18 protein-coding genes and 2 riboswitches are annotated in these 22,331 nt (G+C 39.6%); of the genes, 2 read left to right on the top strand and 16 right to left on the bottom strand.

The features are described from left to right. Nucleotides 1-3: 3 nt before the first annotated feature. The 12 genes from BKO01S_RS09540 to BKO01S_RS09485 form a co-directional block, all read right to left on the bottom strand. On the bottom strand, nt 4-939 hold the full coding sequence (locus tag BKO01S_RS09540) for an ABC transporter ATP-binding protein (protein WP_066052374.1): 936 nt from the start codon (nt 937-939) through the stop codon (nt 4-6). 153 nt (nt 940-1,092) lie between these two features. Further along, complete coding sequence (locus BKO01S_RS09535) at nt 1,093-1,755, bottom strand: response regulator (protein ID WP_066052371.1); 663 nt, start codon at nt 1,753-1,755, stop codon at nt 1,093-1,095. After that, nucleotides 1,752-2,945 carry a sensor histidine kinase gene (locus tag BKO01S_RS09530; protein WP_066052370.1) on the bottom strand — a complete coding sequence of 398 codons (1,194 nt, stop codon included), beginning with the start codon at nt 2,943-2,945 and terminating at the stop codon, nt 1,752-1,754. The genes BKO01S_RS09535 and BKO01S_RS09530 overlap by 4 nt, the downstream gene beginning before the upstream one ends. Nucleotides 2,946-3,053: 108 nt before the next feature. Continuing rightward, on the bottom strand, nt 3,054-3,524 hold the full coding sequence (locus BKO01S_RS09525; RefSeq protein WP_066052367.1) for a flavodoxin domain-containing protein: 471 nt from the start codon (nt 3,522-3,524) through the stop codon (nt 3,054-3,056). After that, nucleotides 3,505-4,551, bottom strand: a complete 1,047-nt coding sequence (locus BKO01S_RS09520) for a ribonucleotide-diphosphate reductase subunit beta (protein ID WP_066052364.1) — start codon at nt 4,549-4,551, stop codon at nt 3,505-3,507. Before BKO01S_RS09520 ends, BKO01S_RS09525 begins: the two co-directional genes overlap by 20 nt. A 20-nt stretch (nt 4,552-4,571) precedes the next feature. Further along, a complete protein-coding gene (locus BKO01S_RS09515; RefSeq protein WP_066052362.1) occupies nt 4,572-6,857 on the bottom strand; it encodes a ribonucleoside-diphosphate reductase subunit alpha in 2,286 nt (761 codons plus the stop codon). Between the two features lie 139 nt (nt 6,858-6,996). Next, nucleotides 6,997-7,193, bottom strand: a riboswitch (cobalamin riboswitch). 409 nt (nt 7,194-7,602) lie between these two features. Next, nucleotides 7,603-10,191, bottom strand: a complete 2,589-nt coding sequence (locus tag BKO01S_RS09510) for an ABC transporter permease (RefSeq protein WP_066052359.1) — start codon at nt 10,189-10,191, stop codon at nt 7,603-7,605. Next, nucleotides 10,188-10,871 (bottom strand): ABC transporter ATP-binding protein, encoded by a 684-nt coding sequence (locus tag BKO01S_RS09505; RefSeq protein ID WP_066052356.1) that lies wholly within the window; start codon nt 10,869-10,871, stop codon nt 10,188-10,190. Before BKO01S_RS09505 ends, BKO01S_RS09510 begins: the two co-directional genes overlap by 4 nt. Nucleotides 10,872-10,967: 96 nt before the next feature. Next, nucleotides 10,968-11,960: a sensor histidine kinase gene (locus tag BKO01S_RS09500; protein WP_066052353.1), complete on the bottom strand. Its 993-nt coding sequence runs from the start codon at nt 11,958-11,960 to the stop codon at nt 10,968-10,970. Nucleotide 11,961: 1 nt separating this feature from the next. Continuing rightward, entirely contained in the window at nt 11,962-12,639 is a 678-nt protein-coding gene (locus BKO01S_RS09495) for a response regulator transcription factor (protein ID WP_066052352.1), read from the bottom strand. 136 nt (nt 12,640-12,775) lie between these two features. Then, nucleotides 12,776-13,480 (bottom strand): Dps family protein, encoded by a 705-nt coding sequence (locus BKO01S_RS09490; protein ID WP_066052349.1) that lies wholly within the window; start codon nt 13,478-13,480, stop codon nt 12,776-12,778. 106 nt (nt 13,481-13,586) lie between these two features. Further along, nucleotides 13,587-15,131, bottom strand: a complete 1,545-nt coding sequence (locus BKO01S_RS09485; protein ID WP_066052347.1) for a DHA2 family efflux MFS transporter permease subunit — start codon at nt 15,129-15,131, stop codon at nt 13,587-13,589. A 183-nt stretch (nt 15,132-15,314) separates the two neighbouring features. On the opposite strand from BKO01S_RS09485, the gene BKO01S_RS09480 reads away from it, so the two are divergent. Then, nucleotides 15,315-16,175 carry a TetR/AcrR family transcriptional regulator gene (locus BKO01S_RS09480; RefSeq protein ID WP_066052344.1) on the top strand — a complete coding sequence of 287 codons (861 nt, stop codon included), beginning with the start codon at nt 15,315-15,317 and terminating at the stop codon, nt 16,173-16,175. 39 nt (nt 16,176-16,214) lie between these two features. On the opposite strand, the gene BKO01S_RS09475 is transcribed toward BKO01S_RS09480, so the two are convergent. The 3 genes from BKO01S_RS09475 to BKO01S_RS09465 form a co-directional block, all read right to left on the bottom strand. Next, entirely contained in the window at nt 16,215-17,084 is an 870-nt protein-coding gene (locus BKO01S_RS09475) for an amidase (RefSeq protein WP_066052341.1), read from the bottom strand. 42 nt (nt 17,085-17,126) lie between these two features. Beyond that, nucleotides 17,127-17,215: riboswitch (cyclic di-GMP riboswitch) on the bottom strand. Nucleotides 17,216-17,262: 47 nt separating this feature from the next. Beyond that, nucleotides 17,263-18,033 (bottom strand): YhfC family intramembrane metalloprotease, encoded by a 771-nt coding sequence (locus tag BKO01S_RS09470; RefSeq protein WP_066052337.1) that lies wholly within the window; start codon nt 18,031-18,033, stop codon nt 17,263-17,265. Nucleotides 18,034-18,148: 115 nt separating this feature from the next. Next, on the bottom strand, nt 18,149-19,585 hold the full coding sequence (locus tag BKO01S_RS09465) for a DEAD/DEAH box helicase (protein WP_066052334.1): 1,437 nt from the start codon (nt 19,583-19,585) through the stop codon (nt 18,149-18,151). Nucleotides 19,586-19,771: 186 nt separating this feature from the next. Between BKO01S_RS09465 and BKO01S_RS09460 the strand changes: the two genes are divergently transcribed. Further along, nucleotides 19,772-21,121 carry a flavin monoamine oxidase family protein gene (locus BKO01S_RS09460; protein ID WP_066052333.1) on the top strand — a complete coding sequence of 450 codons (1,350 nt, stop codon included), beginning with the start codon at nt 19,772-19,774 and terminating at the stop codon, nt 21,119-21,121. Between the two features lie 65 nt (nt 21,122-21,186). Here the strand turns inward: BKO01S_RS09460 and BKO01S_RS09455 are convergent, their stop codons facing one another. Next, a complete protein-coding gene (locus BKO01S_RS09455; protein ID WP_198158793.1) occupies nt 21,187-22,197 on the bottom strand; it encodes a GGDEF domain-containing protein in 1,011 nt (336 codons plus the stop codon). Nucleotides 22,198-22,331 lie beyond the last annotated feature (134 nt).

The raw sequence follows: 22,331 nt of genomic DNA, 5'->3' as shown, positions 1-22,331 counted from the left end.
CTCCTAGTCCCTTAAAGATCTTCCTGTTAATGAAAGGAATAAGCTCTCTAAGTTAGGTTCATTCACTTCCAATGAATGGACATTTACATTTGCCTGTACAGCAAGTGTAATGATTTCACCTACCACCTTTTGATGGTTCGTAACGAATATTTCGATAGTAAGGTCCTCAGGGCGTGGAATCACCTTCCCTACTTCGTCTATCTCCTTCACTTTGTTTAAAAATAACTCATCCAATTTATTGACACCTACTTTTATGACCGTTCCCTCTGCTAAACGTTGAAACAAATCCTTCTTTGTTCCAAGGGCGATCATCTTTCCTTTATCAATGATTCCAATACGGTTGCATAGGAATTCAACCTCTTCCATGTAATGACTTGTGTAAATAATCGTCATGCCATTTTTGTTAAGTTCTTTGACCGTTTCTAAAATATGATTTCTCGATTGAGGGTCAATTCCGACCGTTGGTTCATCCATAATTAAAAGCTCCGGTTTATGCATAAGCGACGCACCAATATTCACTCGTCGCTTCATGCCACCGGAAAAGGTTTCAATTTTCTCTTTTGCGCGCTCACTTAATCCCACATATTCTAATACTTCATTAGCCCGCTTAATTGCCTCATTCCGAGTTAATCCATACATTTTCCCCCAGAACATTAAATTATCCTTTGCTGACAATGTTGGATACAAGGCAATTTCCTGCGGTACTACCCCAATTTTCCTTTTGATGTCCAATGCGTTCTTCTTTATCGATAAACCATCCACTTTTATTTCTCCCTTATCAGGGGTAATAATGCCTGAAATCATTCCTATTGTTGTGGATTTCCCCGCTCCATTCGGACCAAGTAAACCAAAGCTCTCCCCTTTATGGACACCAAAGGTAATCCCTCGAACAACCTCATTTTTATCATAGCTTTTCAGCACATTTTCTACTTGAAGCATGTGATTCACTCCTTCCCTTACTAACTACCCTTATCTTAGCGATAAAGGAAGATCATTCCATGTAGCACAAGATAGATATAAGGGCATGAAAAAAAGACCTGTAAAAAGGTCTTTAATCGATTCCCATATGCTAAAAGTCATGTGCATTTATTTTTAAAAGGTAGTAATTCCATATCTTACGGCAAATATGGCAGCCTGTGTTCGGTCCCTTACCCCTAATTTACTTATAATATTAGAAACATGATTCTTTGCTGTACCTTCTGTGATAAAAAGCTTCTCAGCCATTTCCTTATTACTAAGTCCAAGACCGAGCTCACGCAACACCTCTACCTCTCGTTCGGTTAGCTCTTCCACTTCCTTAGGTACCTCTGAGCAAGCTCCATGTTCAAGCTCCTTTGTTTTCTTTAATTCCTTAAGCATTTGGGAAGTTATATCCGGTGGCAACACAATTCCCCCAGCGTATACGGTCTTTATCGCCTGAACAATGGTATCTGTAGGCATATCTTTTAATAAATACCCACTCGCTCCCTCTTCAAGGGCATCAAATATAAGATCATGATCCTTAAACGTCGTTAACATAAGAACTTTAGTGTCCGTTGTATATTTTGTAATCAGTCCTGCTCCCTCTACCCCACTTGTTCCTGGCATACGAATATCCATAAGGACAATATCTGGGTGAAGCTCCTTCACTCTTTCAAATGCCTCTGCACCATCGCAAGCCGTTCCAACTACCTCAAGCTCTTCCCTAAGTCCAAGCAATGTTGAAAGTCCATCCCTTATAAGTGGTTGATCATCTACAATGATTACTTTTATCATCCTTTTTTCCCCGCAATCCATGTTCTTTCTACTAATGAGAATTGCACCTTTACGCAGAATCCCTCACCTTCATTACTTTCAAAGGTCACAGACCCACCATGCTCTTCAATGCGTTCCTTCATATTGATTAATCCAAATCCTTTAGTAATCAATCCGGTTCCCATCCCATTATCGATAATCATTAATAAAATTTCTTCTGCCGAGCAGTTCAGTTTGATATGACAAATAGTGGCACCTCCGTGGCGCTTAGCATTTGTGACTGATTCCTGGATGACACGGATAAGAGTGGGTTGAAGGGAAATAGGAACGACAGCAGGATCTCCAGAAACACTCAGCTTCGCTTCCAATTGAGTGGACTCACGGAAATCATTGAGCATCGTTCGTATCACCGGAATGAACCGATACTCCTCCCCCTCCTCTTCGTGAAGGGTCCGTACAGAAAATCGCAGTTCCTGCAGGGCCCCTCTTGCTAGATTGTCACAGGTCTTTAAAGTGTCTTCTGCTTTTCTGGAATCTAACTTGAGTAGCTCACGAGCCAATTCCAATTGTACGATCAAGGCTGTCATTTTGTGTCCCACCGTATCATGAATGTCTCTTGCAATCCGATTTCGTTCGCGTATGGTTGTTAAGCTTTCTACTTGTTCCGAATAATGGCGTAATTGTTCGTGTACATCTGTTAAGGCGACATGTGACTCATTTAATTGCTTATACTGTGTATCCATCGTTTCTTGAGCATCATATAATTTTCGAATTAAACTCCCCACCACTGCTCCAAAACCGACAAACGAGCCGCTTATCAAATTCTCGAAGACAGCCCACTCTCCCATGACTCTTTCACTGTAGACCATGACCACTCCCCAAGAAACCAAAAACATGGCAATACCAATCCACAATCGAATTTTACTAGATTCATGAATCGTTAATGTAACGGCTACTATCCCAAATAATATTAAATACAAGTTCATATGAGGAAAGAATATCCCAAACAAAAAGCTCAAAAGCCCATCGAATAAAATGAGATAATACGAGATGCTTCCAAATCTTCCCGATATGATGAGAAAGTGATTACACACGAAAAGAATAACAGCAAAAATGACGTACCCTTTTAAGAAAAGGTTATCTTTAGGAACATCATTAAAGAAAACCATACCTAATAAAAAGAACATAATGACCCGGGTATAAACTAACAAGTGATCACCCCCTTATTTGATAATCTTACCATTTAATTCTAGGAGCAAGAGGAAAAAGCCTTCTCAAGTATAGAAAAAGCACTAGGCCTATTCACCTAGTGCTCGATTTTATGCCGTTCGTTGCCCCATCATTCGTTCCATAAGAAGACGGACAAATTTCTCGCATTTTGAATGATCCTGCTGCTGAGGGGTTAATTCAATCTTCATGGTAGCTGTTAAGATTGTATGCACATAAAGCATGTCTCTAAATTCATCTACCGCCCCACAAAAATGAGGATAGAAACGGTCACCTGTACCAACGACTCCCGTAACAAGATGCCCTACATTTTGTCGTTCAACTTCACGATACAAGGATCTCATTTCAACTGGGATTTCTCCATTCCCCCATGTGTATGTTCCAATAATGATGGCATCATACTCACTGATGGTTTGCAAGTTAAAATCCTCTATTTTCACCTTCATTACAGTAACTGAATAAGACTGTAAATAGCTAAATAGCAAGTTTATTAGTTCTTCTGTATTCCCTGTAATCGATGAGTAAACAATAGCGACCTTTGTATTATAATTCGTCAAAGCCATTTGACTGCGTCACCTTTGTATACGTACGTGATTTCTGCTCAAAGAAGTCTGATTTTGTTTCATTGATCATTTCATCACTAAACACTTGGATCCATGGCATAGAATTGTCACGATCACCATAAAGGTGATCTAGCCCCAATTGACGGAGTCTTTTATTCGCCAAATACTCTACATATTGTCCGAACTCTTCCAAATCAATTCCGTTGATCTCTTTTAATATTTCTTCAGCCCATTCTTTCTCTAAATCAACTGCTTCTTTGATACGATCGTAAGCATATTGAATGTTTTCCTTATTATTTAACTCTGGGTTTTCCGTTAACATAATACGAACAAACTGAGAAATAAAATACGCATGTTGCATCTCATCACGTTGGATATAGCTAATCATCGTACTAGTTTTTAGCATTTTTTGCTGTCGGGCCAAATTGTAGAAAAACGCAAAGCCCGCATAGAAGTAAATCCCTTCTAAAATAATGGAGTTAATCCCTAATTCATAGAGATTTTGAGCAGACGGATGTGAACGGAACTTTTCATACGCATCCAAGATCAGCTGGTTTCTCTTTTGTACAATCGGATCATCCTTCGCCTGGTCAAAGCGAGCATTTTGTTCACTAACAGGAACCAATGAGCTTAAAATATACGAGTACGACTCATTATGAACAGCCTCTTGCTGAGCGATAACAGCAAATATAGCCTTGAAGCTTGAATCTGATACATAATCAAGCACCTGACTCATTGTTGGTGTTTGAAGACTATCAAGGGACGCAAGCTGCGTATTTACTCTTAGGAAGATATCTTTTTCGTGAGCAGATAAAGAATCCCATTGCTTGATATCATCCTGCATATTGATTTCCTGTGCCTTCCAGAAATTCGAAAGCAAGGTTTGATATAGATCATACATTTGTGGGTAGGCGATATCATTCCAGTTTAATAGACCAGAAGATTTTCCGTTAATAATGCCTGTTGAACGGTTTGGAAAAGTCGGGTTCAACAGCTTGATTTTATTTAGTGGTTCATTAATTGACATATATATTTCTCCTCCAACAATTAGCTATGACAAGCTTCACATTCTTCAATTTCAGACTGTGAAGTACTTCTCACGTAATAAGTCGTTTTCAGCCCTTGCTTCCATGCTTCCACATGTAAATTGAGCAGATCCTTCGCTTTAATGTCATGTCTTACATAAATGTTAAAGCTAATAGATTGATCTATATGACGCTGACGTGCAGCATTTTGACGAATGCTCCATACTTGATCTAATTCATGTCTTGCTCTTCGGTAGTACGTGTATGTGCGGTGATTCAAGTCAGGTGCCGTTACCTTAAACTTAAAGTTCTTCTTTTCCTCCGCATATTCAACCGCGTACAACGGATCAATCCCATCTGTAGATCCACCAATTTTCGCTGTGGATGAATTCGGAGCAATCGCCATCAGCCAAGCATTACGAATACCGTTTGTCTTTACTTGTTCCTTTAGCTCACTCCAACGCTCAGAAGTGTAATTTCTTCGTTCGAAGTATTTCCCTGAAGCCCACTCAGACGTCTCAAATTGGCTGAATGCCCCTTTTTCCTTTGAAAGCTCCATAGAAGCTTGAATCGTATAATAGGCAATATCTTCATATAGCTCATCCGCAAATTGGACCGCTTCCTCTGATTCCCAATGGATAGATTGTAACGCCAATAGATGATGCCATCCGAACGTACCTAGACCTACGGCACGATACTTTTGATTCGTTAATTCAGCTTGTCCGACTGGAATGGTATTCAAGTCAATCACATTGTCTAGCATACGGACTTGAATCGCTATTAACCGTTCAAGCTCATTCGCACGATAAGCCTTCGGTAGATTGATAGAAGAAAGATTACATACAACAAACTCGCCTGGCTTTCTCACGATGACTAGATTGCCATCTTCGTCCTTGTATTCTTTTACTATCGTTGTACTCGACATATTTTGGGCAATTTCCGTACAAAGATTGCTACAGTAAATGGACGTTCTACCTTCCCCACGTTTGTTTGGATTTTGTCGATTTACCTCATCGCGATAGAACATATAAGGTGTACCCGTCTCTAGCTGCGCCACCATAATTCTCGCCATAATATCCATCGCACGATAGGTTTTTCTTGGGAGTAATGGCTGATTAACTGCTTCTTCGTATTTCTCCGTAAAATACTTTCGATCTTTTTCATCATAAAAGTCTTCAAGGCCAAGCGGGTTTCCGTTCTCGTCCTTCCAGCCCATCAGCTGCTTCACTTGGTGCGGACAGAATGTATGCCATTCTCCAACACTTCTGCCGGTTTCATCCTTCTCTTGAAGTTTTTCCATAAATAAATCGGGGATGGTGACTCCTGTGAAAATATCATGAGCCTTTCTTCTCTCGTCCCCATTATTGGTCTTTAGTTCAAGGAAGCCATTCATCACGTCTTTGTGGAATACATCCAAGTAGATCGCAACCGCTCCCTGTCTTTGACCTAATTGATCGACACTTACGGCTGTATCATTAATCAAGCGGATCCAAGGTACTACCCCTGAAGACATTCCCTTGAATCTTTTAATATCAGAACCGAGCGCTCGAACCTTTCCATAATAGATTCCGATACCGCCGCCTTCTTTACTCAAGCGAGCAATATCCCAGTTATTTAGATAAATACCATCTAATGAATCATCTACTGTATCAATAAAACATGACGAAAGCTGACCAAAGCTCTTACCGGCATTTGATAGAGTTGGTGTTGCGACTGTCATATATAGATGGCTTAATGCCCAGTAAGCTTCTTTAACTAGCTCCGTTCTTTTTTCCTTCGCCTCATTCATCATAATCGTCATCGCGATGACCAAGAATCGTTCTTGCGGAAGTTCATACACATTTCTGTCATGGTCCCTCGCTAGGTAACGATCAGCGAAAAGAAATAATCCAATATAGTTAAATAGCTCATCTCGCTCTGGACTGATCGCCTTTGCTATTTCCTTTATCTCTTCCTCTGTATACATTTGAAGTAGCTTCGGAGAGTAGATTCCCTTTTCTGTTAAAGTAACGATTAACTCATAAAAATCTCCATATGTACGTGATGAATCATAAGCTCGATTTTTTGAAGCTTGTTTGTATAAATCAGCTAAGTATATACGAGCAGCAACAAACGTCCAATCTGGTTGGTCCATTGCAATCTTATTTAACGAATAAAATAAAGCCTGTTGATTTACTTCTTTTCCTGCTGCTTCTAACTCATTGACCATTCTTGTAATTTCAGTTGCGTCTAATTGATACGTTGAAGAACACTCTTCAATCGCTTTTATTACGGAATGATATTCTGATTGGTAATCTACTACTGTCATATATGTCCCTCCTGAAAATAAAAAAACCGCTCATAGGTCCTTGAGCGGATGAAACGATTTCAGCAAAAGACAAAAATACATTACTATCTATTTTGTCTTCTGTCGCCATCGTTTCATCTTCCCAATCCCCGAAGAAGTTGAAACAGCTTAAGTAAGATAGGTCTCCTGACTTATGCCTCATTCTACTTTGAACCCTTCCCATTTAGGCACCTACAATGGTAAGCAATCTACACAGTGGTCTGTTCATTTTGTCAGCATATACAGTTGCGGGGGCAGTTCTGGTCTCTCACCAGATTCCCAATTAAGCCATATGGCATCTTATCTTAAGGCAACAACACAATATATAGTTAAACTTTAACTTTTATATACCTATATCTAGATAATACAAATTTAATAGTAACGGTAGTTTACTAGTTTAGCAAGTAGAAAATGTTTGTTTTGGTAAAATATTGTTGTTGACTTTGAATGATGCAGGTTGGATTTGTTGTATTCGTAGGGATGGTAGATTTTTAATTATTTTCGAGTCTAATGGACTAATAAAACGCGTGGAATGAAGAGGGAAACTTGATTATTAGTGGGTTTTTGTGTTGGTTAGTTCATATTCTGCTCTATTCTGGGATTTATTTTGCGGTTCTATCAATTTACTTACGATTCCCGAATTTTATTTGCGATTCTATAAATTCACTTGCGCTCCCCTCTATAAAAAAAGATGAACATCGCCCCATGCCATGTTCATCTCCTTAATCTAAATATTCTCCTGCCTCAATACCTCAATAATATTATCCTTCTTCACTTTCGCGAGGGAATACAGCATGGCTGAGCCGACAATTACAAATACCGAGATAAAGCATATTCCAAGACTAAGCCACGGAATCCAAAACGGGTAGGTAAAACTATTCATGGTCCCTTTATAAATGAGGAACATGATCCCCATACTAATCGGCAAGCCGTATAACAGGGCTTTTAATCCATAGAAAATACTTTCATAGCTAATCATTTTATTAAAGCCTTTTGCGGTCATTCCTACTGATTTCAGCATCGCGAACTCCCGCTTCCTTAAGGAAATACTTGTGGAAATCGTATTGAAAATATTCGCAATGGAAATGGCTGTGATGAGCACAATGAAACCATACGTAAAAATCGACAGTAACATCACAATCTGTTCTTCTTGCTGTCTACTTTGGTAGACATTATAAACAGAGAGATTGAACTCTTTCATATCCTCAATTTCCTGTTGAGTCTTCATCGGGTCATCTGACATTAAAAAGAGTTCGGTCTGTATATTGTCTGCTACCTTCTCATTCACCAATTGATCCATGACTTGATCAGAAACAATGATATTAAGTCCACCAGGTCCTGCTGAGTATACTCCCATAGGTAACTGATCCGTTAACCCAGCCACTTCAAGGTTCTCTAAAGGCATTTTCTCACCAGTGTTAAAATCTTCGAAAAGCAATTCCACCTTCTCACCGACTGACGTTTTTATAGCCTTCGTTTCTATAAACTTCCCTGTCTCCCCATCCTGATAAGTAATGGTGTCAACAATAATACCCGAAATCTGATCCTTGTCAGTCAAAAGACCAACGTCAACCCCCACCTGTTCCGCATATTGTTTTAAACTTTTCTCATCGAGACCAATTAACCCAATGTAGTACGTAGCCTTCCCATTCTCAATCCCCAATGTTTCTGCAAATTCATCTGGAATCTTTCCCTCCTCCAATTCCGTTGCCAGATCCAGCCTTTTCATCATACTAGAATTGGTCACATCAGGGAGTGTCCGTATCTGTTCAAAAGTCTCTTCCATATTAGAAGTTAAACCGCTTGAAGCGCCAACCTGAATATCGTAGGTAATTCCATTCTGGGAAAGTAATAAAGACTTTTTTAAGCTATCGGTAAAAAACGAAACGGATAAAAATAGGACAATACTGATTACTAGAGAAAAAACAGTCACCCGGTATCGGCCCTTGTTCCGTTTTAAATTTTTCAATCCAATTTCCGCTTCCACTCCGAACATACGACGGATGAATTTGGAAGTTTTAACTGTCTTACCGGTAAGCTTGATATCTGCTGTTTGACGAATCGCATCAATAGCGGTTATTTTAGAAGCCTTTCTTGCTGGTATAAATGTAGAGATAAAGATCGTCATCATGGAAACAAGAACTGCACCTATGATGGAATACGCTGTGATGGTTAACTCTAGTGATACCGATATACCAAGCGCTCCTTCAAGGAACTGATTAATGAACAAAAAAGTAACACCGATTCCTCCAATTCCTGACAAAATGCCGATTGGAATACTAATCAAACCAATGATAACACCTTCAAAAAAGACAGAGTTTCTTTTTTGACTCTTTGTTGCTCCCACACTAGAAAGCATCCCTAAATGACGTGCTCGCTCGGAGACAGAAATCGCAAAGGCATTGTATATAAGCGCCACCGAACCAATCATAATCACAGTCATAATAATCGCTAATAACGAATATAATGTTCGGTTTAATTTATCATTGTCTGATACTCCATAATAGCGAAGCAATTCACTATTAAAATCAACCTTTGAAATACCATTTTCTTTCGCAAGCTGCTCTGCATGTTTAAATAAGTCTCTCTTTACCTTTTCCAAAATAACCACTGCATTAACAGAATCACTCTGATCCAGCATTGACTCATTAATCGCAGTGATCACTGTGTAACCAGGAGCCCAGTTTGGTTCCCACGACACTCTTTCCATCATTCCTACAATCGTATATTGATGCATTTTCTGATTTAGAAGCTCTTCAATTATCTCTCCATCCATCGTGTGAAGACCGCTTTGTTGATCATATTCTGTTGAATTGCCCTCACTGTCTACCAACACACGATCTCCAACATTCAAAGAAAGCTGATCACCTAGCTTGAATTTCACCTTGCCGTTATCTTCAATGGACTCACTGATGATAATCTCATTTTCATTCTTTGGAAACCGACCTTCGCTAAGCTCAATCGGAAACTGTTTGAATCCTTCTGCACTAAAGGCTTTTACAAATAAATAAGGTTTGTAGGCATTTTGACTTCCCTCAAGCGGAGCGTAGCCAACATCGCTCGAGAGAACTAGCTTTTTTGTTTCCGAATCGGACTCAATCGTTTCTATTTGCTTCTGATTTACATCCTCATAGACAACATGCCATTCCCCATCATCTGAGATAGCTTGTCTTTTTAATAAATCTAAGAAAGAGGCTCCTAGTGTCGTTACCGCTGTGACCATCGCGACTGAAATAATGACACCAATGATGGTGACCAAGGTCCTTCTCTTATTTTGCTTCAAATGCCTAACGGTGAGCTTGTTGACAATATTCACGGACGAATCACCTCATCCTTGGTGATCTTGCCATCTTCTATTGCAATAACACGATCAGCCTGTAGGGCAATTCGCTCGTCATGGGTAATGACGATCAACGTCTGTTGGTACGTTTTATTAAATCTCTTTAATAAATCGATAATCTCCTCACTATTATTACTATCTAGATTACCGGTTGGTTCATCTGCTAGCATAATAGCTGGATTGTTAATTAATGCACGTCCAATGGACACACGCTGCTGCTGACCACCCGAAAGCTGATTAGGCAGGTGCAGCAATCGATTTTGTATATTTAAAATACTCACAATCTCTTCAAATTGTTTTTTATCTACTTTATGTCCATCTAAGAGGAGAGGAAGCGTGATGTTCTCCTCCACTGTTAAAATAGGAATCAAGTTATAAAATTGATAGATTAGGCCGATTTGTCTTCTTCGAAAAATGGCTAGCTGTGTTTCATTGAGCTCATAGATATCTGTGTTATCAACAAATACCTTCCCGCTTGATGGTCTATCGACACCACCTAGAAGATGTAGCAATGTAGACTTCCCTGAACCCGATGGCCCAATAATGGCCACAAATTCCCCTTTATTAATGGAAAAAGACACATCATCGAGCGCCTTAACCGCTGTTTCTCCTTTTCCATACACCTTAGATAAATGTTCTATTCGTAAAATTTCCATCCTGTCCCTCCATTACGTCCTTGATACGATTTAGTATATCGGCCGAAAATGACTATCAAGTGACTAATAAGGTGACAATTTTGTCACTTTAGGCTATTATTTATATATTTTAAAAAGAAACGTGGTTCCGAACCCTTCTTTACTTTTTACCTCAAGTGTTCCATTCTGCCTTGTAATTATGCTGTGTGCCATCGCCAATCCAATTCCAACACTCTCTTCGCTCGCATTATTCCCTTTATAAAAACGCTGGAACACATATGGAAGATCAGCCTTCGCAATTCCCTCCCCATTATCAGCAACGGAAATTTCTGTAAAAAGGGGATTCTCCGCATACTGAATCCGTATTTCTCCACCTTCTTTTGTGTGCTCCACGGCATTTTTGAACACATTAATGAGTGCCTCCTGTGTCCAATGGAAGTCACCTAAAAAAGAAACAGCATCATCACCATCAATAATTAATTTCTGATCTTTTATATCCATAGGAATCAATAATGGTTCTACCGATTTATCAATAAGCTGCTTCACGTTTACTTGATCCTTCTTAAACGCGATGGTCCCTGCATCTAGTTTTGATAGCTTTAATAAAGAAGATACTAACCATTCAATTCGTTCTAACTGAACCTGTATATTATTCGTAAATTCCTTCCTCTTTCCTTCTGATAAGGTAGAGGCACTTAGTAAGTCCGCCATTACCATCATAGAGGTTAAAGGCGTCTTTAACTGATGGGAGATATCAGATATCGCATCAGTTAAGTGTACCTTATCCCTATGAAGCAATGCTTTATGCTCAGAAAGCATGATGGTTACTTTGTATATTTCACTTTTTAAAATACTGAGTTCTCCCTCATAGTTGTCACGAATATCAAGTGACGTTTCACCTGAGCTGATTTTTCGAAGATATCCTGAGAGTTGCTTAATTTCCCTATAGCGCCAATAAGTAAAAGCGATGCTACAAGCGATAAAAAGGAGGGATGTTAGTATCATGAGTACTACTGGCTGTATAAGGGATAGAGAGGCAACCACCGTAGCTGTTCCCCCAATCAGGACAAGCAATAGAACAAAAAGCTGAAACTCTCGATTTCTTAACATTTTACTCTCCCATCTTGTAGCCTAATCCGCGAATGGTCTTGATAATCGTTGGGTTTTGCGGATCATCCTCTAGCTTTTCTCTTAGTCTTTTTATGTAGACGGTCAGCGTATTATCGTTCACAAAGTCACCAGCCACATCCCAAATCTGTTCTAATAACTGGTTTCTGGAAAGAACTTGTCCACAATGGTTCGCAAAAATCAGGAGAAGGCGATACTCTAGGGCAGTCATTTGAACCTCCAACGTATGCTTATATACCTTCCCCTCAAGTGTATTGATTCGGATGGATTCAATGTCCAACATTGGCTGTGTCTGCTTTTGATAGCGGCGTAATACGGTTTTTATACGAGATAGAAGCTCACGAATTCTGAATGGCTTTGTAATATAATCATCTGCCCCCATATCTAGCCCCATGACCACATTCCCCTCATCATCAATAGCAGTTAAAAAGATAACAGGCACATCACTATGTTCTTTTACCAACCGGCAAAGGTCATAACCACTTCCGTCCGGTAGTGATAGATCAAATAAACAGAGGTCAATTTCATAGAATTTTTCCTTTATTACCTTTTTTGCTGATTCCACATTGTAACAAAGTATGGTGGAAAACTGATCCTGCTGGAGAGAATATTCAAGGCCTGAAGCAATGATTTTATCATCCTCGACAAGTAATATGTTCATCTACAACACCCAATTCTTAGCAAATATATGTACTATGTCTATCATATGGCAATCAGCTACTTTCTCCAAGCAATTACTTAAACAGGGATATAAAAAGACGATTGGCTAATTGCACAATCGTCTTTTTATATCCCTATTAGTTCGGTAAATTATCATTTAAATGGCGGTTATGTGCAATGTTATTCTTTTCATCCAGTAAATGCGTCATGCCTCGAACAAGCGTGTCATCTTCTAGGAGGCTCCATAGATGATAACCTAGATCCTCTCTTTTTAACAGGATGTCCTCTAACACTTGAACCGTCCCAAAATCATTTAATTCGTGAGCACGTTTGATGGTTTTTCTCATCATTCCTTGAATTTTCAGTTCGTGTTCAAGGTCATTTCGAAGGAAATCGCGCATCGTGTAACGACCTTCTACTTCATGCTTAATATATGAGATTTCGTGCTGGGTTACTGGATGAGAAGTAGGTACGACTCCAAGTCTAGCCACTCTTTCCCCTACATCATCAATATGCTGTTCCGTTACATCAATATGTTCATCAAGTATATGATGCAGACTTCCAAATGACTCTGCCCCTTCAGTTAACCAGTGATGCTTCGTGTACTGGTGTAAAGCTACATTTAGGGCACATAGATGTTCATCAAGCTGAAGCCCCATTTCTAGTCTCGTTTCATAAGGAAGACTAATCCCAGACCCTTCTTTACGAGCCGTTCTTGGTTCTTGTCTTAAAATCATTTCATTCATATGCTGATTCGTGTGTCCAGGCATTGCAGGATCAAATCCAGACTTTGAAAGTTTAAACTCATCCGGAGAAAACCCTTGGTTGTCATGTCCTTGCATAGTAAAACCTCCTTCTCTATGATATGTACGTTGTTAGTGTAATCATATCTAGTGAATCTATTCCGCAAAAAAGACCCTCTAATTTGAGGGTCTTCCAGGATGACTATTAGTTTTCAGCTAGCTTTGCAGATACAACCGTTGGCGTTTCTTTAGTTTCTAACGGATCCTCTGCTTGTGTCGCACGCTTGATAAAGAAAGCGAGGATGAATGCAACAAGAGAAATCCCTGTAGCCACTAGGAATGCATCATTAATTCCTTCAAGCATCGCTTTCATCATAATCTGCTCTTTCATTTGAGCGATCATTTCAGCTGTTGGCTGGGCTGCTCCTGCTCCTTGACCTGCGGCAGCAGTCTTCATTGCTTCATCAGCAAGAGCCTTTGCATGTGTTTCTGTACGATTCGACATAACTGTAACTAGTAATGCTGTTCCGATTGCCCCAGCCACTTGGTTTAATGTATTGTTCATTGCCGTACCATGTGGATAGAAACGTGTCGGAAGCTGATTTAATCCGTTTGTTGATACAGGCATCATAACAAATGACATCCCAATCATTCGAATGGAGTAAAGGATGACTAAGTGAGTATAGCTTAAGTCTACCGTTAGCTGACTAAACTCATACGTAGTAATCACCGTGATTCCTAGACCAATCAGCGCCAATACTCGACCACCAAATTTATCGAACAATCTCCCTGTAATAGGAGACATAATCGCCATTGCGATGGCACCTGGAAGGAGCATTAATCCAGCGTCGAGTGGAGAAATTCCACGAATCGTTTGAACATAGATCGGAATAAGGATCATCCCTGAGAATAACGCCATGTTTGTTACCATGGATATGGAAGATGACAAGGCGAACATCGGATATTTAAACACGCTAAAGTTTAATAACGGATTGTCTTGTTTTAGTTGTTTAACAATAAATACAACGAGCGAAATAAGACCAACCGTAATGGCCACGTACACATGCGGACTATCCCAGCCCTTGCTTCCTGCAGAACTAAAGCCGTATAGGATCCCACCAAATCCAATACTTGATAATACCAATGAGAAAAAGTCTAATCGAATATTGACCTTTTCCTTCTTATCTTTTAAAAGGAAGAATCCAATTAATACCACTAATACTGAAATTGGGGTAATAAAGTGGAACAGCATTCTCCAATCATAGTGTTCAATAATCCAACCTGATAATGTTGGTCCAATAGCTGGGGCAAACATGATGATTAAACCAAATACCCCCATTGCTGTTCCTCTTTTTTCAATTGGAAAACTAACGAGCATGACGTTCATAAGCAACGGCATCATAATGGCAGACCCCGACGCTTGAAGCATACGTCCAGCTAAAAGGATGGGAAATTCATGAGCCACCCCAGCGACTAATGTACCAATCGTGAATAAACTCATTGCCACTAAAAACAGATTTCGAACAGAATATTTCTGTATCAAGAAGGCGGTAGCTGGAATTAAGATCCCGTTAACCAGCATAAATCCTGTAGTTAACCACTGCACCGTAGCAGCCTCTACTTCTAAATCCTTCATGATGGATGGCAAAGCAATATTTAATAACGTATTATTTAAAAACGTAATGAACGCTCCAATTAACAAAACCCCAATAATTCCGTATGGTGGTCGTTTATCTTGTTTTCCACTCATTTATGTTCCCCCTATACTCTAAGTCTAATAAAGTAGACTACTGTTATACACTTAACATATATTATACCCTCAGTACAAAAAAAGCAACGAAAAAACGTTGATAAATAATGGGTTTGTAACCTTCAGAAAAATACGTTACTATACATTTATACAGTTAGTCCAAATACTAATTCAGGTGATAAAATGAATGATCGAAAGCAGCACGTTATCAATACAGCCCATCAGCTCTTTGTAGAAAAAGGGTTTCAAGCTACCTCTATTCAGGACATTTTAGATTATAGTAGTATTTCTAAGGGAACCTTTTATAACTACTTTTCCTCGAAAAATGAACTTCTCATGGCGATTTTTCGAGACATACAAAAAAAGTTCGAGCATGAAAGAAACGAACTATTAGTCGGCAAAGACCCAGCAGATATCGAAGTTTTTATAAACCAGATGGTACTACAAGTTAAGACACACCGTGCCACTAACCTGATTCCTCTTTATGAAGAGGTGTTGTTTTTAAATGATGTTGAGTTAAAAAAGTTTATTGGCAATATCCAAATAAGACTATTAAGGTGGGTATACGAACGACTAAACGACATCTTCGGAGAGAGTAATAAACCTTATCTCCTTGATGGAGCAATTATGTTTACTGCTATTTTGCACCATAATTTAAAGTACGAAAGAATGGCAAACCGATTAAATAGTAGCCCAGAACGAGTCGTACGTTATAGCGTGAATCGATTAGTTATTTTAATGAATGATGTGAATTCAACCGGGGAACAGCTTCTCCCGCCGGAAATTTTAGAAGAGTGGTCACCTAGTTGTCATAAAAAAGATAAGACCTATCATGAAAAACTTACACTTGAAATCATGTCTCTTAAAAAGGAATTAGTGAAGGATAAAGACCTTGAGAAATACGTAGAGTTGCTCGATTTTGTTCAAGAGGAGCTTTTACAGTCAGATAATAAAAGGCCGTTTGTAGTAGAAAGTGCGTTAGCTGCTATAGAGATATACTTTGGTAAGGATAAGCTACAACGTTTACGTTCATTCATTCAATAGAAAAAAGCACTCATCGGAGTGCTTTTTCCTGTCTATTATTTATGGTTTCATTGTTTTCCAGCTTCCAACATGGTGAATTGCGATTCCGTTATATCCAAGGGCTGTTCCGTAATGAGAGGCAACAGAAGCAAGCTGCCCGTTCATGAACGCTTCCCCTTCTTCAAAAAAGGAAATCAAATCCCCTTCGTCTGTTGCACCTGTTTCCACACCGATAACTAATGCCTTATTGTGTTTCCCAGCAAAGGCTACTTCATTTTTTACGATGTCAATAATGGCAGGAGCTGTGTCACGGTAGGCCATAATCGTTACACTATTTGTTTTTGTAATGACCCATTCAGCTAGATTTCCTTTACCATACGTGTTGTTATAAGTGACTTCATCAAACCAGAATGGCAGGTCTGCTTCAAGTGGTAGTTTTAATCCTGCAGCAGAGTTATTCGCTTTTATTAGTAGTGCTTGATAACTCTTCACAGTTGCCGCTCTATTGGTATTCCAGCCGGTATATAAGTACGGCTCTACATCTAAATGAATACCGGTGAATTTTTGAGAAGCTGTTGAGCCGGCTTGATAGGTATTTAACCAATTCATTAACGCATCTTGGTTTCGATATCCTTTCGGGGCTACCCAGCTTGGGGCTCCGTCTAGAGCATATACTTTTATCCCTTTTACTGATGCCTTCGTATTAAAGCTACGGTATACATTCATAGGGATATCACGATCAATTTGTACATAGACTTTGTTAATTTGCTTTTGTTCAAGAAAACTTAAGGTTCCTGCTTCATCACTCACAATCTCCCATGGATTCCATAGCCAGGTCGAACGATCCACTGTTGATGCACTCATCTTTGACCCAAAGCCTCCCATTGAAAAAAGCAAAGCAATAATCATTGATACAACTAACTTTTTCATTATAGTTCCCCCATTCTGCCAGCCGAGGCTCACAAAATGAGTCTTGGCAACCTGACGACCATTCGCTTTACTAGCGATTAGGCTCATGGCTTTGCGTCCTTCCCTTTCGGTAAAGTTTGCCTTTTACAGTTTTTCTTTTATTATACTTTATTAATACTGACTTTTGCCTCAGGTATTTTTACCCAACCAGTAATTTTCTTAATCTTTTTATTATAAGAATAGATAGAACTCCTACGAAAGCAAGATACATCTCGATAACCCATAAGCTTTTAATATATCCAGTTTGGTAGAAAGTTACCGGAAAATCAATAGCGGCATGAGCAACAATAGCTAGCAACACGTATAGGAGCTTCTTTTTGATTACAGCCAATAATACAAGTAAAGTAAACGCGATTTGCATTAATAAGGCAAAGAACCGCTCTGGTATCCCCCATAAGTAGTGTGAAACTCCCTGATTTAATACTGTCTCTTTAATGGTTGCTGCCTGATCGCTTGGCAGGCTAGCTCCAATAGACGAATCAAATGTACCTGCATTAATCATGGTGGCAAAGAGGATAAATGGCACAACCGTTGAAAGAGCAATCACTACTGCTTCAATACCACCCCAGCCTACCCCAAAGGATAAGCCACCCTTGAAATCTTGATATTTTTTTAACAGCCAAATAAATAGAAAATAGCGTCCTAGTTCCTCAAAAATTCCTGCAGCGAAACCACCGTATAATCCAAAAGCCCAAGGATGTTCAGCATAATTAGGGAACCCTGTTATGACGACCACATGAAGTAGCTTCTCTAATACCTGAGTAATAATTACGAACCCAACGCTACCAATTAATAACGGTTTGAGAGATAGTCCTACCCGTTTTTTTGTAATAAGGATGGCACTAACAAATAGGAAAATGGAAAAAATGATAACGGCAATCATGCTTAAAATCGTTGCGTTGCTTATCAAGTAAAGCCCCCCCTTTATTTATTATCATTATTGATAATGATAATATTAAAGTAAGAGTAATTTTCTGTCAATGGATTTTACTCTTTTTCAAAAAAAAAGCACCTCTAGGAAGTGCCTATCTTTTTGCCACATGTACCTTTAATTGTTTTCCTTTTACGGTTGTATGTTTCATTTCAGACAATACTAGTGCCCCTTTGCCATTTAGTATTTCTACATAAGAAGCAGTGTCAAGAATCGTGATAATCCCAATGTCTTCTGCAGATATACCATCAATTTTAGAAATGGTTCCTACAAAATCAACGGCGCGCAGCTTCTTTTTCTTTCCACCATTAAAATATAGTTTCGTTATATCTTTATTTAGCTGCTCGCTTTTTAGTTGTTTTATAACTGGGTCGGAATTAATTTTCTCTTCAAAGGCAGGTCGTGATCTCTCCACCTGCCCCGAAGCAGGTTTCACCTTCTCAGGAATAGGAAACCCAATTAATTGTTCTATCTCTTCTAACAATCGTTTTTCTCTCTCTGTTACAAAAGTAGTCGCTTTTCCTTTCAAGCCCGCCCGGCCTGTTCTACCTGTACGATGGACATAGCTCTCCTTTTCATATGGGATATCAAAGTTAATCACAAGTGAAATATTTTCGATATCTATCCCACGTGCTGCAACATCGGTAGCGATGAGGTAGCGGAATTCTCCTCGCTTAAATTCACTCATCACTTCTAGGCGGTCCTCCTGTATCATTCCGCCGTGTATTTTATCGCAATCATACCCACGCTCTGTTAAATGATCCACGACCATATCCACACGGTCCTTTGTCCGGCAAAAAATGATACTGCTATCTGGGTTTTCTACAATCGTTACCTCTCGTAATAACTGAAGCTTTTCATTTTCCTCCACCCAATATAATGAATGTTCTATTAGGCCTGCTGTTTTATCAGTAGGCTCAATCTCAACCTCTTCGGGAGAGCGTAAATAGTTTTGGGCTAGCTTTGTTATTGCATCAGGTAGAGTGGCTGAAAAAAGCATGGTGGTTCTTTTGTCAGGAACCTCCTTTATAATTGCCTCTACTTGTTCGATAAAGCCCATATTCAGCAGTTCGTCAGCCTCATCAATGACAAGGAAGCGAACCTGATCGAGTAAAAGGGTGCCTTTTTGAATATGATCAAGCAGTCGACCGGGAGTCCCAACAACGACATGCGCCTTTTGCTTCAGTTTGGTTTTTTGATACATAAAGGATTGCTTGCCGTACACTTCTACGACATTGATTCTCTTTAATCTGCCTATATTTATAAAATCTTCCTTTATCTGTACCGCTAACTCTCGTGTAGGTGTAAGTATTAGCGCCTGTGGTCTATTTTCAGCCCAATCAATCTTTTCACAAATCGGAATGGCAAAGGAAGCTGTTTTTCCACTTCCTGTCTGTGACTTCACCACCAGATCCCGCTCAGCTAACACCCGCGGAATGACCTTTTTTTGAACCTCTGTTGGGTGTTGATACTGTAGGCTTGCTATCGTACTTAATATTTCTTCACTTAAGTTAAAATCTGTAAAAGTCATGGAACAGCCTCTTTTCAAGAATTCTTCACACATTACTACATTGTACCGAACTCCGTCTTTTTATTAAAGCTAACTTGTGAAAGTTAAGTGGTTTTACAAAACAGATTCATTAAAGCACATGTTTCTTTAATAAGAGAGGGAAAATACTTTTCAAGTAGCTAACTTTATTATGGGAGGCACTCATCCGTGCTAAATCATGTAGACGTAGTAATTGTTGGAGCAGGGCTATCTGGCCTTGCTGCTGGATGGGAGTTAAGGAAGCATGGAAAAAGCTTTGCTATTCTAGAAGCGCAGAACCGTATTGGGGGAAGAATACTAACGACTACCCATCAAAATTCTATCATTGACCTTGGAGCACAGTGGGTTTCACCCTTCCAGCCTCGTATACAAGCCTTACTAGAATTTTTCCAGATTAAAACCATCCCTTCATATAAAAAGGGAAAAACCATCTATGATTTACATAACAGGCGGATGCTCAGTTCAACTAATACTCCTCCCATTTCAGCACAAGGAACGCTAGATTTGTTCCTAGCACGAAGAAAGATTCATCAATTAACGAAGCTCATCAAAAAAGAAGGAATATTTCAGTCATCACTCCTGAGGAAATATGATGCTCTTACAATGGACAGCTGGATTGACAGGCAAATGTTCTCTAAATATGGAAAAGCATTCTTTCGAATCTTCACTGAAGAGCTTTCTTCCCTTGAGCTCAGTGAATTTTCCTTCTTAAATTTCCTTTGGTTCACACAAGCTGCGGGTGGAATGGATCCAATTTTGACTGCTGAAGATATGTGGATCAAAAATGGAGCCCATACCCTGCCTTTACGAATGGCTAAGGTTATGCACGATCATATCTATTTAAACCAGCCTGTTAGAAAAATTGAGTGGCAAGACACCGGGGCAACTGTTCATACGGATACTAGGAGTTGGAACAGTAAGAAAGTCATCGTCGCAACCCCTCCTGCTTTCAGCGCAAAAATACAATACGATCCCCCACTGCCTGCACTTCGCGAACAGCTGTGCCAGCGGGTTGGTCAAGGGGCAATCATAAAATCAATCATCGTTTACCATACCCCCTTTTGGAGAGAAGAGGGTCTATCTGGTAGCTCCTATTACGATTGCGGTCCGATTCGAGCTACGATGGACAGTAGCACGCCTGGACAACCCCATGGAGTTCTTACCGCATTGATTGGGGGGAAATATGCAAGAAGGTTGGGAACATTGTCACAAGGTGAACGGAGAAAAGAGATAATCACTTGCATTGCCCATCTATTCGGAAACAAGGCACTTGAGCCTATCGCTGTTTATGAGAAGGATTGGGCAGAGGATCCTTGGTCTAGAGGAGGCTATGCTGCCCATTTTGCAACCGGAGTAATCTCTGAATACGGTCCTGCATTAACGAAGCCGGTCGGGCCTATCCATTGGGCAGGGACGGAAACTGCTAATGAATGGCGCCTATACATGGAAGGTGCCATTGAATCAGGAGAACGCGCCGCAAAAGAAACCCTAAAAAAAATGTCCACGGAGGGTGTCTGACACCCTCCGTGGACATTTTTGCCTATTTTGTCCGTGTCGGGTGGACAATATCCTCTCTTTGGTGACTACATTTGACTAAGCTTGTCATCTTCAAACCCTTCTGTATGTAAAAAGCCTCTACTAACGCCATTTCTTCCATTTCTTTTTGCTTCATATAGAGCTTTATCACAGGCAATATACATCATTTCTAGTTCGGTATCGATTGTCGGTACAGTCGTAAGTATCCCCATACTTAACGTGTATGAAAAATTCCATTCAATTAGAGATTCCTTTTCTATCCGTTTACCAATCTCCCGTGCTACCTTCATGGATTGTTGCTCATCTGTTTCTGGTAGGAGAATAGCAAATTCATCTCCACCAAACCGACTAAAGTAATTCCCTTTTCCTAGGTATTCATGAATCTTCGAGCTTAATTCACGTAGTACATGATCTCCTACATCATGTCCATACTTATCATTTATCTTTTTAAAATGATCAATATCAAATAAGAGTAGAGATATCGGCTTTTCATCCTTTAAACAGGCGGATATACACTTCTCCGCTTCTGAGAAAAACACTCTACGATTCAATGCTCCGGTCAGGTCATCATAACTCGCAAGCCGTATCAATTCCTCATCGGCTTGTTCCTTCAGTATTAAAATAAACCCTGTGTTTCCAATTAGCATCACAAGGTAAAGGCCAATGAAAGATAAAGTTTGAAAATATCCTGGATTAAAAAAACTCCAGCTATAAGAAGAAAAAAGGGTTACAATCCCTCTGCCAAACAAGGCCAAAGCTAAAAACAAGTAAAATAACCCCATTATTCTTCTTAGTCGAGAGGTTTCTCGTCTATAAACCAAATGATACACCGGTAATAACATCAGCATCGCAGTACCAAATGAAGCAATAGCAATTCGATTACTTTCTGTGTTAAAGAACAGAATAGCCAAATGAAAAGCAACTAAGTTTGAAATAGTCATTATAGAATAGACCGTTTTAAGCTTTTTTGAAAAAACATTCATCAGTTTTAGAAGGGCAATCATTTCAAAAGAAGTACCTAAGAACAATAGGGTATTTGAAATTGAGATCGTAAACACATCCGAGATGCCACCCCGTAATGTCAATATTGTCCAAGCAAGGGCCTGTACACATTTCGCGAAGAAAAAAGTCGTTATCGTCTTATCCGTCCGATGATCGCGCCAATAAGCACTAATAAGGAACACCGTAAAAA

This window comes from Robertmurraya korlensis NBRC 107688 (assembly GCF_001591645.1).
Lineage (GTDB): Bacteria > Bacillota > Bacilli > Bacillales > Cytobacillaceae > Robertmurraya_A.
This window is presented reverse-complemented; position numbering and strand designations above follow the sequence as displayed.